Source organism: Streptomyces sp. NPDC091282, assembly GCF_044757385.1.
Taxonomy (GTDB): domain Bacteria; phylum Actinomycetota; class Actinomycetes; order Streptomycetales; family Streptomycetaceae; genus Streptomyces; species Streptomyces gramineus.
In genome coordinates, this window is sequence record NZ_JBIVUX010000001.1 from 1,221,961 (window position 1) to 1,237,963 (window position 16,003).

Genomic DNA, 16,003 nt, shown 5'->3' on the forward strand with positions numbered 1-16,003 from the left:
CACCGGGCCGGGGCGCCGTCGGTTCAGCGGGTCGCGGCGACGGGTTCCTCCGGCTCCTCGGACGACCGGCCGATGAAGGTGCGCCAGAGTTCGGCGTAGTGGCCGTCCAGGGCGAGGAGCTCGTCGTGGGTGCCGTCCTCGGCGACCCGCCCGTGGTCCATGACGACCACCCGGTCGGCGCGGGCGGCCGTGGTGAGCCGGTGCGCCACCACGAGGGTGGTACGACGGCCCGCCAGCCGGTCCGTGGCCAGGTTGACCTGGGCCTCCGTCGCCAGGTCCAGGGCCGCCGTCGCCTCGTCGAGGAGCAGCACGTCGGGGTCGACGAGTTCCGCGCGGGCCAGCGCGATCAGCTGGCGCTGGCCGGCCGAAAGGTTGCGGCCGCGCTCGGCCACCTCGTGCAGGTAGCCGCCTTCGAGGGTGGCGATCATCTCGTGGGCGCCGACCGCGCGGGCCGCCGCCTCCACCTCGGCGTCGGTGGCGTCCGGGCGGCCGTAGGCGATGGCGTCCCGAACGGTCCCCTGGAAGAGGTACGCCTCCTGCGGGACGACCCCGAGGCGGTGGCGGTAGGAGGTGAGGTCCAGGGCGCGCAGATCCGTGCCGTCGACCGTCACCCGGCCGCCCGTCGGGTCGTAGAACCGCGCGACCAGCTTGACCAGGGTGGACTTGCCGGCGCCGGTCTCGCCGACGAAGGCGACCGTCTGCCCGGCGGGGACGGTCAGGTCGATGCCGTCCAGGGCCGCGTCGCCGTCGTCGTCGGCGCCGTACGCGAAGCGCACGTCCTCGAAGGCGATCTCGCCCCGGAGCCGGGCCACCTCGCGCGGCTGCTCGGCGGCCCGCGTCGAGGTCTGCTCGCGGAGCAGTTCCTGGATGCGGCCGAGGGAGACGGTGGCCTGCTGGTAGCCGTCGAAGACCTGGGAGAGCTGCTGGACGGGCGCGAAGAACAGGTCGATGTAGAGCAGGTAGGCGACCAGCGCGCCGGTGGTGAGCGTGGCCGCCTCCACCCGGTGGGCGCCGGCCATCAGCACGCTCGCCGCGGCCACCGACGACAGCAGCTGCACGAACGGGAAGTAGACCGATATCAGCCACTGGCCCCGGATGCGGGCCTTGCGGTAGCTCTCGCTGCGCTCGGTGAACCGGCGGCCGCTGTCCCGCTCGCGCCCGAAGGCCTGCACGATCCGCAGGCCCGCCACCGACTCCTGGAGGTCGGCGTTGACCACCGACACCCGTTCGCGGGCGAGTTCGTAGGCCTTCACGCTGGCCCGGCGGAAGAAGAAGGTCGCGACGATCAGCGGCGGCAGGGTGGTGAAGACGACCAGCGCGAGCTGTACGTCGATCACCAGCAGGGCCACCATGATGCCGAAGAAGGTGACGACGGAGACGAAGGCGGTGACCAGGCCGGTCTGCAGGAACGTGGAGAGGGCGTCGACGTCCGTCGTCATCCTCGTCATGATCCGGCCGGTCAGCTCCCGCTCGTAGTAGTCGAGGCCGAGCCGCTGGAGCTGGGCGAAGATCTTCAGGCGGAGCGAGTAGAGGACGCGTTCGCCGGTCCGGCCCGTCATCCGGGTCTCGCCGATCTGCGCCGCCCACTGCGCGAGGACCGCGAACAGCCCGAGCAGCGAGGCCGCCCAGACCGCGCCGAGCGCCATCTTGGTGACGCCCTGGTCGATGCCGTGCCGGATCAGCACCGGCAGCAGCAGGCCCACGCCGGCGTCGACGGCGACCAGGGCGAGGCTGACGAGCAGCGGGCGGCCGAAGCCGCGCAGCAGCCGGCGCAGCCCGTAGGAGTCCTCGGGGCGCACCGCCCGGTCCTCGTCGATGTCGGGGACGTCGGCGGCCGGCGGCAGCGCGTCGACCTCGGCGAGCAGTTCGGGCGTGGCCGGGGTGCCGGCGAGGGCGAGGTCCCGGGGGGTGCGGTCACCGGTCCACAGGCGCGGGGTCACGCCCCGCTCGGCGTCGAACTCCGCGTCCAGTTCGTCGCGGACGGACGTGTCCTCGGGCGGGACGGCGGGCAGCGCGTGGCCCGGGGAGACACCGCCGAGTTCGTCGGGGTCGGTGAGCAGCCTGCGGTAGAGCGCGGACCGCTCCTGGAGTTCCTCGTGGGTGCCGATGTCGGCGAGCCGGCCGCCGTCCAGGACGGCGATGCGGTCGGCGAGGTTGAGGGTGGAGCGGCGGTGCGCGATGAGGAGGGTCGTCCGGCCGCGCATCACCCCTTTGAGCGCCTCGTGGATCTCGTGCTCCACGCGGGCGTCGACGGCGGAGGTGGCGTCGTCGAGGACGAGCAGCCGGGGGTCGGTGAGCAGGGCGCGGGCCAGGGCGACGCGCTGGCGCTGGCCGCCGGAGAGGGTCAGGCCCTGCTCGCCGACCTTGGTGTCGTAGCCCTCGGGCAGGTCGGAGATGAAGCGGTCGGCCTGGGCGGCGCGGGCGGCCGCCAGGATCTCCTCGTCGGTCGCGCCGGGACGGCCGTAGGCGATGTTGCCGCGGACGGTGTCGGAGAAGAGGAAGGAGTCCTCGGGGACCAGGCCGATGGCGGCCCGCAGCGAGTCGAGGGTCAGCTCGCGGACGTCGTGGCCGCCGACGAGGACGGCGCCGTGCGTGACGTCGTAGAAGCGCGGCAGGAGCAGGGAGACGGTGGACTTGCCGGAGCCGGAGGAGCCGACGACGGCGACGGTCTCGCCCGGCCGGATCTCGAAGCTCAGCCCCTTCAGGACCGGGCGGTCCGGGTCGTACCCGAAGGACACGTCGTCGAACTCGACGGTCGCGGGCGCGTCGGCCGGCAGCTCCTTCGTGCCCTGCGTCAGCGTCGGCTCGGTGTCGATCAGCTCCAGGACGCGTTCGGTGCCGGCGCGGGCCTGCTGGCCGACGGTGAGGACCACGGCGAGCATCCGGACCGGGCCGACCAGCTGGGCCAGGTAGGAGGAGAAGGCGACGAAGGTGCCGAGGGTGATGTGTCCGCGGACGGCCAGCCAGCCGCCGAGCGCCAGCATGGCGACCTGGCCGAGGGCCGGGACGGACTGCAGGGCCGGGGTGAACCTGCTGTTCAGGCGGATCGTGCGCAGCCGCCCCGCGAACAGCCTGCGTCCGACCGCGCGGAGCTTGCCGGTCTCCTGGTCCTCCTGGCCGAAGCCCTTCACCACCCGCACGCCGCTGACGGCCCCGTCGACCACGCCGGCCACCGCGGCGGCCTGCGCCTGGGCGTACCAGGTGGCGGGGTGGAGCTTGCTGCGGCTGCGCTTGGCGATCCAGTACAGGGCCGGGGCGACGGCGAGGGCGACCAGGGTGAGCGGCGGCGACAGCCAGGCCATGATCCCGAGGGAGATCACGAAGAGCAGGACGTTGCCGATGGTCATCGGCAGCATGAAGAGCAGGCCCTGGATCAGCTGCAGGTCGCTGGTGGCCCGCCCGACCACCTGGCCGGTGGACAGCTCGTCCTGCCGCCGTCCGTCGAGCCGGGTGATGGTGCCGTACATCTCGGTCCGCAGGTCGTGCTGGACGTCGAGGGCGAGCCGGCCGCCGTAGTAGCGGCGCACGAAGGTGGCCGCGTAGACGAGGACGGCGGCGCCGATCAGGGCACCCGCCCAGGGGCCCATGGACCGGCTGTGGTCGCCGACCACATCGTCGATGATCACCTTGGTGATGAGCGGTACGACGGCCAGGACGGCCATGCCGGCCAGCGAGGACCCGAGCGCGAGGACGACGTCCTTGGGATGCCGCCAGGCATACCCCGCCAGCCTGCGCGCCCAGCCCTGCCGCTCCCCCTGTTGCGCTGCCACGCGGTGCCTCCCGTTCGCCCTCTGCTTCCGCTCGGCCACAACACGGACGGAACCGGATTTCATCCCTCCGCAACAAACCTCGGCCGATGGTCGCAGGGCGGCTCGGTCTCCGGACCTGGGCCGCCGCGCCGGTGACGGGCCGGGCTTGACCTCAAGTGAGGTCGAGTTCCTACGGTCGGACCGCACCGCACCGCACCGAGGAAGGGACCGGCCGTGGAGTACTCGCACAGTGACGCCGAACTGATCCGCCAGCCCATCGGGTACTGGAGCTGGGCCGCCTCCAAGGCCGTCGTCACCCGCACCAGGGCCGCTCTCGCGCAGGTGGGCACCACGCAGCCGCAGTGGTGGATCCTGGCCCAGGTCGCCGGGGCGGGCGGCGCCAAGGCACGCGCCGAGGTGTCCCGCGTCCTGCGCGGCTACCTGGACACCGGCCCGCGGGCCCTGGAGGAGGAGATCGACCGCACCCTGGCCCTCGGCTGGCTCACCGAGGACGCCGACGGCCGGCTGGAGCTGACCGAGCAGGGCCGGGCCCGCCACGACGAGGCCGCCGCCGTCCAGGCCGGTCTTGAGGCGGAGCGCCGGGCGGGCATCTCCGACGAGGAGTACCTGACCACCCTCAAGGTGCTGCAGCGCTTCATCCACAACACGGGCGGGAGCGCCTGGCACCACTAGGGCCTGCTCGGTGCCTGGGCCTGTTCCGTGCCGGCGCCCGTTCCGTTCGCGGAATCGCGGTGGAGGCACCAGGATGTCGCCATGGGGACGTTGCTGTCCGTCAATGTGGGCCTGCCGAGGGACGTGCCCTGGCAGGGGCGGACCGTCCGCACCGGAGCGTGGAAGGCGCCGGTGTCCGGGCGCCGGATGGTGCGGCGGCTGAACGTCGACGGCGACGGCCAGGGCGACCTGGCCGGGCACGGCGGCGAGATCCGGGCCGTGCTCGTCTACCAGGCGGACTCCTACCGGTACTGGCAGAAGCAGCTCGGCCGCGACGACCTGTCCTTCGGGAGTTTCGGGGAGAACTTCACCGTCGACGGCCTGCCCGACGACGAGGTGTGCATCGGCGACCGGTACCGGATCGGCGAGGCGGAGTTCGAGGTCACCCAGCCGCGCGTCACCTGCTACCGCGTCGGCATGCGCCTGGGCGAGCCCGCCATGGCCGCCCTCCTGGTCGCCCACCACCGTCCGGGCTTCTACCTGCGGGTGCTCACCGAGGGAAGGGTCGGCGCGGGCGACGAGATCACCCTGGTCCGCAGGGGGCCGGGCGAGCTGAGCGTCGCCGACACCGACGCGCTGCTCTACCTCCCCGGCCGCGACCCCGCGACGCTGCGCAGGGCGCTGGAGATCCCCGCCCTCAGCCCCGGCTGGCAGCAGTCGTTCCGCGAACTGGCCGGCGCCGCGCAGCCCGCGGAGCAGCCGGGCTGGCCGGGCTTCCGGCCGCTCAGGGTCGCCCGGATCGTCCGCGAGAGCGCCGACGTCTCCTCCGTCAGCCTCGGCACCGCCGACGGCACGCCGCTGCCGGACGCCCGGCCCGGCCAATACCTCTCGCTGCGCCCCACCGCCGGCGCGGCCGCCCACGAGGTGCGCAGCTACTCCCTGTCCTCGGCGTCCGCGGACGGCGGCTACCGGATCAGCGTCAAGCGCGAGCCGCACGGGCGGGTCAGCGGCTACATCCACACCGGGCTGCGCGCCGGCGACCTCGTGGACGTCGCCGCTCCGCGCGGCACGTTCGTCCTCGAAGCGGGGACCGGAGCGGTCGTCCTCGCCTCCGCGGGCATCGGCGTCACTCCCGTGCTCGCCATGCTGCACCGGCTCGCCGCCACCGGTGACCCGCGGCCCCTGTGGTGGCTCCACACCGCCCGCGACCGGGCCCACCACGCCTTCGCCGCCGAGGCCCGCGGCCTCCTCGCCCGGCTCCCCGACGCCCACGAGCACGTCTTCTACACGGCGGACGGCCCGCTGCCCGGCGAGGAGCACGTCACCCGGGGCCGCCCGACCGCCGCCGCGCTCGCGAGCCTGGGCGTCCCGGCCGGCGCCGACACCGACGCCTACCTGTGCGGGCCCACGGCCTTCATGGACGACCTCGGCGCGATGCTGCGCGAGCTGGGCCTCCTTCCCGAGCGGATCCACACGGAACGGTTCAGCGCGCTCGCGGCCGTCAACCCCGGCGTCACCTCCACCACCGCGGTCCGCCCGCACCAGCCGCCGGGGCCCGCGGGCACCGGCCCGCTCGTCACGTTCGCCCGCAGCGGCGTCACCACCGCTTGGTCGCCCGAGCACGGCTCGCTCCTCGGCCTCGCCGAGGCCTGCGACGTCCCCACCCGCTGGTCGTGCCGGACCGGCGTCTGCCACACCTGCGTGACCCCGCTGGTGACCGGCGACGTCGTCTACACCACCCCGCCGCTCGAACCTCCGGAACCGGGCACCGTCCTGGTCTGTTGCAGCGCACCGGCCGCCGAGACCGTCCTCGACCTCTGACCCGGACCGCGCCCGGTGCCGCAACGCGCCGATAACGACTAGTCAAACCCTTCGGGCTCCGTACAACCATTCGGGCGAACCCGCGAGTCAATCCGGTCATGACACACCGGATATCGAGACGCGCCAAGGTGCTGGTGGCGATCGCAGGCGGGGCCGCGTTCACCGCGGGGGTGGCCGCACCCGCCTCGGCAGCCGCTCCCACCGTGAGCTGCACGTCCGCGAAGGCGGGCCTGGCCGCCAAGCTGAAGAAGGACATCACCGCGGCGATGGCGAACCGCAAGGGCACCATCGCCGTCGGCCTCTACGACCGTTCCACCAAGACCACGTGCACGCTCCGTTCCACCACGCACTACGACTCGGCGAGCACCGTGAAGGTGACCGTGCTGGCCACGCTGCTGTGGGACGCCAAGAAGCACAACCGCTACCTGACGACCACCGAGCAGTCGCTGGCCACCGCCATGATCACCAAGTCGGACAACGACGCGACCACCAAACTGTGGAAGCAGCTCGGCATGACCAGGATCAAGGGGTTCCTGACGGCCGCCGGGATGACCCAGACCACGCCGGGGGCCGACGGCTACTGGGGGCTCACCCAGATCGACGTCCACGACGAGCAGCGGCTGCTCACCCTGATCACCGCCGCGAACACGGTGCTGAGCGACAACTCGCGGGCCTACATCCAGAAGCTGATGGGGCAGGTCGTCTCCTCGCAGCGCTGGGGCACCCCGTACGGCGTTCCCTCCGGGGTCTCCGTGCACGTCAAGAACGGCTGGCTGTCGCGGTCCACGCACGGCTGGCGGGTGCACAGCCTGGGCACCTTCAAGGGCGGCGGCCACGACTACATGATGACCGTGCTGACCCACGACAACAGCACCATGAGCTACGGGATCAGCACCATCCAGGGCATCGCGAAGGCCATCCACAAGGACCTGGCGGCGAGTTGAGCCCTGCCGGGTGGCGGCCGGGGCACGCTCCGGGCACCACCCGGCCCTTCACGGGCGGGTCTCCCGCCCGTCACCGACCGGCCCTACGGTGGCGGCCATGCGCCTGCGAAACGTACTCGCCACCGTCACCGCCGGCCTGGCGGCCGCCACCTGCCTGTCCGCCGCCGGGCCCGCCGCCGCGTCGGCCGAGCCCGCCCCGGTCCACGCCTGTTCGCCGACGGTCTCCCTCGACGGCTTCTCCGACGCCCTCGACAAGACGACCTTCCAGGGCACCTTCGTCGGCAACTTCTCGGCCCTCGCCCTGGACCGGCACGGCTCCCTCGCCGCCCTCTCCGACCGGTCCTCGCTCTTCGACCTCGACGCCAGGACCCTCGCGCCGCGGAAGGCCGTCCAGCTCGCCGACGAGAACGGCGCCGCGCTCGACTCCGAGGGCCTGGTCGTGGACCGCGACGGCACCCGGCTGGTCACCTCCGAGACCGAGCCGTCGATCCGCCGCTACTCGGCGGACGGCCGGATCCTGGACCGCCTGCCGGTCCCGGCCTCCCTCCAGGTCGCCCCGGCCGGCCGGGCCACCTCCAACCAGACCTTCGAGGGCCTGACCCTCCTGGACGGCGGCCGCACCCTGCTGGCCTCCATGGAGTACGCGCTGTCCGGCGACACGGCCGGGACGGTCCGCTTCCAGACCTGGCGGCGGACCGCCGGCAACCACTTCCGGCCCGCGGCCCAGTACGCCTACCGCACCGACGACCCGATCCTCGGCGTCCCCGAGGTCCAGGCGCTGCCCGACGGCCGCCTGCTCGTCCTGGAGCGCGGCTTCACCGCGGGCGTCGGCAACACCGTCCGCCTCTTCCTGGCCGACCCGCGGCACGCCACCGACACCAGCCGCGTCGCGAACCTCACCGGCCAGAGCGGCGTACGGCCGATCAGGAAGACCCTGCTCACGGACATCGCGACCTGCCCGACCCTGGGCGCCACGGCGAAGCAGCCGCAGCCCAACCCGCTCCTCGACAACATCGAGGGCATGGTGGTCACCGGCCGTTCCAAGGGTGCGTACCAGGTCCTGCTGGTCAGCGACGACAACCAGAACGCGGCGCAGACGACGCGGTTCTACCGGCTGTCGGTCCGCACGCACTGACACACCGGCCCGCGGGTGAGGGGGCGGCACCGGCCGCGACCTCCCACCCGCGGGCCGCCGACGCACAGCCTGCGCCCAGGACCGCCACAGCCCTCACCCATCGGCCGCCCGCAGGGTGGAGTGGTGACATCTGCCACCGATCCCATTCCCCCCACGACCGTGTCCCCCGACTGGGCGCCGCCCACCGCGGCCTCCGCGGCTCCCCCGCCGGACAGCGCACCGCGCTGGTCGCTGCCCGCGCTGCTCGCGATCCTGGTCCTGGCGGCGGTGCTCTACTCCTGGAACCTCTCCGGTTCCGACATGAACACCTTCTACAGCGGCGCCGTCTGGGCCGGCACCGAGAGCTGGAAGGCCTGGTTCTTCGGTTCGCTGGACCCGGGCAACTTCCTGACCGTCGACAAGCCGCCGTTCGCCACCATGGTCATGAGCCTGTCGTGCCGGGTCTTCGGTTTCGGCACCTGGCAGATGATGCTGCCCCAGGTCGCGGCCGGCCTCGGCACGATCTGGATCCTGCACGCGCACGTGAAGCGCGTCTGGGGCCACGGGGCCGCGGCCGTCGCCGCGCTGGTGCTCGCGCTGACCCCGATCACCGTCGCGATCAACCGCGACAACAACCCCGACACGATCCTGGTCCTGCTGATGGTGGCGGGCGCGGCGCTCGCGTTCCGTGCCACCCGGGACGAGCGGCTGCTCCCGCTGCTCGGCTCGGCGGCCTGCTTCGGCCTCGCCTTCAACACCAAGCTGCTGGCGGGCTGGATCGCGCTGCCGGCCGTCTTCGCCCTGTACCTGTACGCGTCGAAGTCCCCCTGGGTGAAGCGGATCGTCGGCCTGGCGCTCGCCGCGGCCGTGCTGGCCGTCGCCAGCTTCTGGTGGGCGATCGCCGTCTCCCTGGTCCCGGCCTCCGAGCGGCCGTACATCGGCGGCTCCACGGACGGCTCCGCCTGGGACCTGATCATGGGGTACGACGGACTCGGCCGCGTCTTCGGCGGCGAGGGCAACGGCGGTGGAGGCGGGGGCGGAGGCGGCGGCTTCTCCGGATCCGCCGGTCTCGGAAGGATGTTCAACGACGTCCTCGGCGGGCAGATCTCCTGGCTGCTGCCCTTCTCCGCGATCGCCCTCGTCGGCGGCCTCGTCCTGTGCGGCCGCGCCCCGCGCACCGACCCGCGGCGGATGGCCCTGGTCCTGTGGGGCGGCTGGACGCTCCTGCACTACGTGATCTTCGCGACCGCGCAGGGCACCATGCACCCGTACTACACGACCGCGCTGGCCCCGGGCGTCGCGGTGCTGTGCGGCGGCGGTGGCGCGATGCTGCTGCACGCGTTCCGCACCGACGGGCGGTGGCGGTGGGTCCTGCCGGCCGCGTTCGGCGTGACCGGCGTGTGGGCGGTCGTCCTGCTCCGCCGGGCCTCCGGCTGGAACACCTGGCTGTGGCCGGTGATCGGCGTCCTGACGGTGGCCGGCATCGCCGGGATGCTGCTCCTGCGGTCCGGCGGCCGGGCCCGCCTGCGCACCGCCTCGGTTGCGGTGGCGGTCGTCGCGGCGCTGGCCGGGCCGACGGCGTACGCGGTGGCGGAACCGTTCGGCGGCTCCGGCGGCGGTGGCATGGGCGGCACGAACCCGACGGCCGGACCCTCGACCGGCGGCGGCTTCGGCGGTCCCGGTGGCGGCCGGGGCGGTTTCCCGGGCGGTGCCCGCGGGGGCCAGGACACCGAGGCGGGCGGCGGAACGGGCGGCTTCCCGGGCGGTACGAACGGCGAGGCCCCGACCGGCGGCTTCCCAGGCGGCGGCAGCGGGCAGCTGCCGCCCGGCGGCGAGCTGCCGAGCGGCGGCACCGGAAACGGTGAACTGCCCGGCGGCGCGGGCGAGATGCCCGGCGACGGCACCGGAACCGGCACCACCCGCGGCGGCTTCCCCGGCGGCGGCATGGGCGGCGGCGTGAGCAGCGACCTGATCGCCTACCTGAAGAAGCACCAGGACGGCGCCACCTGGCTGCTCGCGGTCTCCAACTCCCAGTCGGCGGCGCAGATCGAGCTGAGCGCGAAGGAGCCCGTGATCTCCATGTGGGGCTTCACCGGATCCGACAAGGCCATGACGGTCGCCAGGCTCAAGGAGCTGGTGAAGGCGGGCAAGCTGCACTACATCCAGGTCGGCGGCGGCGGGATGGGCATGGGCGGCACCAACACGCTCAGCTCCGCCGTGACGAGCTGGGTGCAGAAGAACGGGACGGCGGTGAAGGAGAGCGCCTACACCAAGAGCACGAGCGGCGGATCGACCTCGAACTCGTCGTCGTCCTCGTCGTCCTCGTCGTCCTCAAGCTCCACCACGTCCACGCTCTACCGGCTGGACCCGTCGGACGTCGGCTGACGCATCGGCACCGAGAGGCCCCCGACCACACAGGCGGGGGCCTTTTGTTACGTCCCGTTCACCACATCGCCAGCATGTTCATGTCACTCTCGTCCTTGCCGCCTCATCAACCCGCGTAGATGGGAATCTCTTTATGCTGGCGACACGTATCCGGCACTGGAAGCCGGTGGCGCTGACGACCGCCGCCGTTCTGGTCGGCCTGGCCGCCCCGGCGCTGACGGCGACTCCGGCCGCCGCGACGACCACCGCGTACGACTCGACGTACTACAAGAACGCGATCGGCAAGACGGGGACGAGCCTCAAGTCGTCCCTGCACACGATCATCAGCGCGAACGTCACCAAGCTGTCGTACTCGGCCCTGTGGGACGCCCTGAAGAAGACCGACCAGGACCCGAACAACAGCGCCAACGTGATCCTGCTGTACTCGGGCATCTCGCGCAGCAAGACCCTCAACGGCGGTGACAGCGGCGACTGGAACCGTGAGCACGTCTGGGCGATCTCGCACGGCGACCTCACCACGTCGACCGGCCCCGGCACGGACCTGCACCACATCCGTCCCGAGGACGTGGCGGTCAACGGCAAGCGCGGCAACCTCGACTTCGACGAGGGCGGCTCCACGTTCACCAACAGCGGCGGCAGCAAGGCCGACTCGGACTCCTTCGAGCCGCGGGACGCGGTCAAGGGCGACGTGGCCCGCATGATCCTCTACATGGCGGTCCGTTACGAGGGCGGTGACGGCTTCGCCGACCTGGAGCCCGACGACAAGGTCGGCAACGGCTCCACGCCGTACATCGGCAAGCTCTCGGTCCTCAAGCAGTGGAACGACGAGGACCCGCCGGACTCCTTCGAGGAGAACCGCAACAACGTCATCTACGGCACCTACCAGCACAACCGGAACCCGTTCATCGACCACCCGGAGTGGGTCGAGGCGATCTGGTAGGCCGGTGACACGGCCTCCCGCTTCGCTCCCACCGGTGAGGTCGGTCGTGGACTCGGGCGTGTCCGTGTGACCGCCAGGAGCATGCGGGGAGCGTGCCGTGGCCCGGACCGGCGGGTCCGGGCCCGGCGCCGCGCTCAGCCCAGGTGCGTCGGTGCGAACATCCGCAGCAGTGCGGGGAGGACGACCACCGAGGGGCCCGGCGCGGCCAGTGCCTTCGCCAGGTCCGTCTCCAAGGTCTGCGGGGTCGTGCGGAGCGCCGGTACGCCGAAGGACTCGGCGAGGGCCACGTAGTCGGGGCGGGCCAGTTCCGTGGCCGTGGGCTCGCCGAAGGCGTCGGTCATGTACTCGCGCAGGATGCCGTAGCCGCCGTCGTCCACGATGAGCCAGGTGACCGGCAGGTCGTGCTGGCGGGCGGTGGCCAGTTCCGCGATGGAGTACAGGGCACCGCCGTCGCCGGACACCGCGAGGACCGGGCGGGTCGGGTCGGCCGCGGCCGCGCCGAGCGCCGCCGGGAAGCCGTAGCCGAGGCCGCCGGCGCCCTGCGCGGAGTGCATGAGGTTGGTGCCCCGCGGGTCGAACGCCGACCAGGCCCAGTACGCCAGGATCGTCATGTCCCAGAAGGACGGGGAGGCCGCCGGGAGGGCGCGGCGCACGGACGCCAGCACGCCCTGTTCCAGGGTGAGTTCCTGGGCGGCGATGCGCTCCGCGACCCGGGCCAGCACCTCCCGCACCCGGTCGGCCGCCGTGTCGTCCTCGCGCAGCGACACGGTCTCCAGCAGCGCCTGGAGGGCGAGCCGGGCGTCGGCGTGGATGCCGAGCGCCGGGTGGTTGGCCTCCAGCTTGCCGAGGTCGGCCTCGATCTGGATCACCCGGCCGCGCGGCTTGAACGTGTGGTAGTTGGAGGAGAGTTCGCCCAGGCCCGAGCCGACGACCAGGAGGACGTCCGCGTCCTCCAGGAAGTCCGTGGTGTGGCGGTCCTCCAGCCAGGACTGGAGGGAGAGCGGGTGGTGCCAGGGGAAGGCGCCCTTGCCGCCGAAGGTGGTGACGACCGGGGCGTTCAGCTTCTCGGCGAGCTGCCGCAGCTTGCCGGAGGCGTCCGCGCGGACCACCCCGCCGCCCGCGACGACCGCCGGGCGGGCGGCGCGGGAGAGCAGGTCGGCCGCGACCGCGGTCAGTTCGGGGCGCGGCGGCAGGTCGTCCGGGGTGGCGTCCATCGCGGTGACCACCGGCAGCTCCGTCGGCGCCAGCAGCACGTCCTGCGGGATCTCCACCCACACCGGGCCGTGCGGGGCGGACAGGGCCGACTCCCAGGCCGCCGCGAGCGCCGAGGGGATCTGCGACGGGGTGCGGACGGTGTGGACGGACTTCACCACGCCCCGGAAGGAGGCCGCCTGGTCCGGGAGTTCGTGCAGATAGCCGTGGCGGCCGCCGCCGAGTCCGGCCGTCGGGATCTGGCTGCTGATCGCGAGCACGGGCGCGGAGGCCGAGGCCGCCTCCTGGAGCGCGGCCAGCGAGGTCAGCGCGCCGGGACCGGTGGACAGCAGCAGCGGGGCCGCCTCGCCGGTGATCCGGCCGTAGGCGTCCGCCGCGAAACCCGCGTTGTTCTCGACCCGCAGGCCGACGTAGCGCAGCGCGGAACGGCGCAGGGCGTCGAACATGCCGAGGGCGTGCTGGCCGGGCAGGCCGAAGACCGTGGTCGCGCCGAGCCCGGCGAGCGTCTCCACGACCAGGTCCCCGCCGTTGCGGCCGGCCGGAGGGTTCAGTGCGGCTGCGGTCTGCGCCTGCGTCGGACGGAGAACCAGGTCGTGGTCGTGGGTCACTTCGAACGAGCCTCGGCAATCTGGCGGGTCATGATCGTGGTCAGTTCGTAGGCGGTGTGCGAGGCCGCCACCGACGTGATCTCCGCGTGGTCGTACGCGGGGGCCACCTCGACGACGTCGGCGGACACCAGGGTGCAGGAGGAGAGTCCGCGCAGGATCTCCAGCAGCTCCCTGGACGTCATACCACCGGCCTCGGGCGTGCCGGTGCCCGGGGCGTGGGCGGGGTCCAGGCAGTCGATGTCGATGGAGATGTACAGCGGACGGTCGCCGATGCGCTGGCGGAGCTGGTCGGCCACCTCGTCGGCGCCGCGGCGGTAGACGTCCGCCGAGGTCACGATGCCGAAGCCCAGCTTCTCGTCGTCGGTGAGGTCCTGCTTGCCGTACAGCGGGCCGCGGGTGCCGACGTGCGAGAGGGCGGAGGTGTCGAGGATGCCCTCCTCGACGGCCCGGCGGAACGGCGTGCCGTGGGTGTACTCGGCGCCGAAGTAGGTGTCCCAGGTGTCCAGGTGGGCGTCGAAGTGGAGCAGGGCGACCGGGCCGTGCTTCTTGGCGACCGAGCGCAGCAGCGGCAGGGCGATGGTGTGGTCGCCGCCGAGCGTCATCAGCCGGGCGCCGGTGCCGAGCAGCTGGTCGGCGGCCGCCTCGATGGTCTCGACCGCCTCGTTGATGTTGAACGGGTTCACCGCTATGTCGCCGCCGTCGGCGACCTGCGCCAGGGCGAACGGGGACGCGTCCTGCGCCGGGTTGTAGGGGCGCAGCAGCCGGGACGCCTCACGGATCGCGTTGCCGCCGAAGCGGGCGCCCGGCCGGTAGGAGACGCCGGAGTCGAACGGCACGCCGACCACCGCGACGTCGGCGGCCGGGACCTCGTCGAGGCGGGGCAACCGCGCGAAGGTCGCCGGACCGGCGTACCGCGGGACGCGGGAGGAGTCGACGGGCCCGCGGGGCGTCTCGTTGCTGCTCATGAGGTCATGCCTTCTTTCCTGCGCTTCGTCGCGTATGCGCTGATTCCGCCTACGACTTTACTGGGCGGCCGGGACCGGTTCGGACGCGCGTTCGGGGGTGCCGCGGCCCGCGAGCCGTTCCCGCCAGGTGGCCAGTACCGCCGCGTCGGTCGGCCTGGTCGCCAGCGAGACGACGACGTAGGCGGCCAGGGAGGCGAGCAGGCCGTAGTAGACCGGCTCGTTGGCGAGGATGCCGTAGCCCGCCATCAGGCCGACCACCGCGAGGCCGCCGACGGTCACGGCGGCGAGGGCGCCCTGGACCGTGCCGCGCTTCCACAGCAGACCGCCGAGGATCGGCACCAGGAGGCCGCCGACCAGCAGGTTGTAGGCGACGGTCAGCGCCTCGACGACGTTGTTCAGCGCGATGGCCGTGCCGATCACCGCCACCCCCATGATCAGGATGAAGGCGCGGTTGCCCCGCACCTCGTCGTGGTCGCCGGACCTGCTCCGGCCGCGGATCCGGGACCAGATGTCGTTGTTGGCGACGGTCGCGCAGGCGATCAGCGCGCCGGAGGAGGTCGACATCACGGCGGCGAGCGCCGCCGCCAGCACCAGGCCCCTGACGCCGACGGGGAGTTCGTCCTTGACGATGGTCGCGAACGCGTCGTCCGGGCTGCCCAGCTTCGGGTACATCACCTTGGCGGCCGTGCCGATCACGGCGCCGGCCAGGGCGTAGACCAGGCAGTAGGTGCCGGCGACGGTGCCGCCCCACTTCGCCGTCCGGTCGCCGCGGGCGGTGAACACGCGCTGCCAGATGTCCTGGCCGATGAGCATCCCGAAGGTGTAGATCAGCACGTACGTGAAGATCGTCTCGCCGCCGATGCCCAGCGGGTCGAAGTACGAGGTCGGCAGCTTCGCCTTCATCTCGGAGAAGCCGCCCGCCTTCACCACCGCGATGGGCAGCAGCAGGAGCAGGACGCCGATGGTCTTCACCACGAACTGCACCATGTCCGTCAGCGTGATCGACCACATGCCGCCGAGCGTCGAGTAGGCGACGACGATCGTGCCGCCGATGACGATCGCGAGCGTCCGGTTCATGTCGAAGAGGACGTCGAAGATCGTGGCGTAGGCGATGGTCGAGGTGACGGCGAGCATCAGGGTGTACGCCCACATCACGACACCGGAGATGACGCCGGCCCGGCCGCCGTAGCGCAGGTCCAGCATCTCGGAGACCGTGTACACCTTCAGGCGGGCGATGCGGGCCGAGAAGAAGACCGACAGGGCCAGCAGGCCGAGGCCGATGGTGAACACCATCCAGGCGCCGGAGAGGCCGTACTGATAGCCGAGGCCCACACCGCCGATGGTGGACGCGCCGCCGAGGACGATCGCGGCCATGGTGCCGGAGTACATGGCGGGACCCAGGCGGCGGCCGGCCACCAGGAAGTCGCTCTTGGACCGGGCGCGACGCATGCCCCACCAGCCCATGGCCAGCATGCCGGCCAGATACAGCACGATCACTGTGTAGTCGACGGCCATGGGACCTCCCTCGATCGCGTACCCGGACTCGGACGACGTGCCTCGACACTAGGTGGCCGGAAAGCGACTGCGAAGTGT

At 72.6% G+C, this 16,003-nt stretch carries 10 protein-coding genes; 6 read left to right on the plus strand and 4 right to left on the minus strand.

Going from position 1 to position 16,003, the window contains the following annotated elements; all coding sequences use genetic code 11:
* Positions 1-23: 23 nt before the first annotated feature.
* Positions 24-3,770, minus strand: coding sequence for an ABC transporter ATP-binding protein (locus ACIQOE_RS05550; protein ID WP_401409769.1), 3,747 nt, complete (start codon positions 3,768-3,770; stop codon positions 24-26).
* Between the two features lie 213 nt (positions 3,771-3,983).
* On the opposite strand from ACIQOE_RS05550, the gene ACIQOE_RS05555 reads away from it, so the two are divergent.
* From ACIQOE_RS05555 to ACIQOE_RS05580, 6 genes are all read left to right on the plus strand, one after another.
* Positions 3,984-4,442 (plus strand): MarR family transcriptional regulator, encoded by a 459-nt coding sequence (locus ACIQOE_RS05555; protein ID WP_401409771.1) that lies wholly within the window; start codon positions 3,984-3,986, stop codon positions 4,440-4,442.
* Between the two features lie 81 nt (positions 4,443-4,523).
* Entirely contained in the window at positions 4,524-6,242 is a 1,719-nt protein-coding gene (locus tag ACIQOE_RS05560; RefSeq protein WP_401409773.1) for an MOSC domain-containing protein, read from the plus strand.
* Positions 6,243-6,340: 98 nt separating this feature from the next.
* Positions 6,341-7,186: a serine hydrolase gene (locus ACIQOE_RS05565; RefSeq protein WP_401409775.1), complete on the plus strand. Its 846-nt coding sequence runs from the start codon at positions 6,341-6,343 to the stop codon at positions 7,184-7,186.
* Between the two features lie 97 nt (positions 7,187-7,283).
* On the plus strand, positions 7,284-8,321 hold the full coding sequence (locus tag ACIQOE_RS05570) for an esterase-like activity of phytase family protein (protein ID WP_401409777.1): 1,038 nt from the start codon (positions 7,284-7,286) through the stop codon (positions 8,319-8,321).
* Between the two features lie 123 nt (positions 8,322-8,444).
* Complete coding sequence (locus tag ACIQOE_RS05575) at positions 8,445-10,685, plus strand: ArnT family glycosyltransferase (RefSeq protein ID WP_401409779.1); 2,241 nt, start codon at positions 8,445-8,447, stop codon at positions 10,683-10,685.
* Positions 10,686-10,818: 133 nt separating this feature from the next.
* Positions 10,819-11,625, plus strand: coding sequence for an endonuclease (locus ACIQOE_RS05580; protein WP_365572110.1), 807 nt, complete (start codon positions 10,819-10,821; stop codon positions 11,623-11,625).
* 134 nt (positions 11,626-11,759) lie between these two features.
* On the opposite strand, the gene ACIQOE_RS05585 is transcribed toward ACIQOE_RS05580, so the two are convergent.
* Genes ACIQOE_RS05585 through ACIQOE_RS05595 form a run of 3 tightly spaced genes read right to left on the minus strand, consistent with a single transcriptional unit; the run spans position 11,760 to position 15,925 of the window.
* The gene (locus ACIQOE_RS05585) at positions 11,760-13,445 is read right to left on the minus strand and encodes a thiamine pyrophosphate-binding protein (RefSeq protein ID WP_401409781.1); all 1,686 of its coding nucleotides are present in this window, start codon (positions 13,443-13,445) and stop codon (positions 11,760-11,762) included.
* Positions 13,442-14,410, minus strand: coding sequence for an agmatinase (gene speB / locus ACIQOE_RS05590; protein WP_351323098.1), 969 nt, complete (start codon positions 14,408-14,410; stop codon positions 13,442-13,444). The genes ACIQOE_RS05585 and speB overlap by 4 nt, the downstream gene beginning before the upstream one ends.
* 57 nt (positions 14,411-14,467) lie before the next feature.
* Positions 14,468-15,925, minus strand: coding sequence for a sodium:solute symporter (locus tag ACIQOE_RS05595; protein WP_362647282.1), 1,458 nt, complete (start codon positions 15,923-15,925; stop codon positions 14,468-14,470).
* Positions 15,926-16,003: the final 78 nt, after the last annotated feature.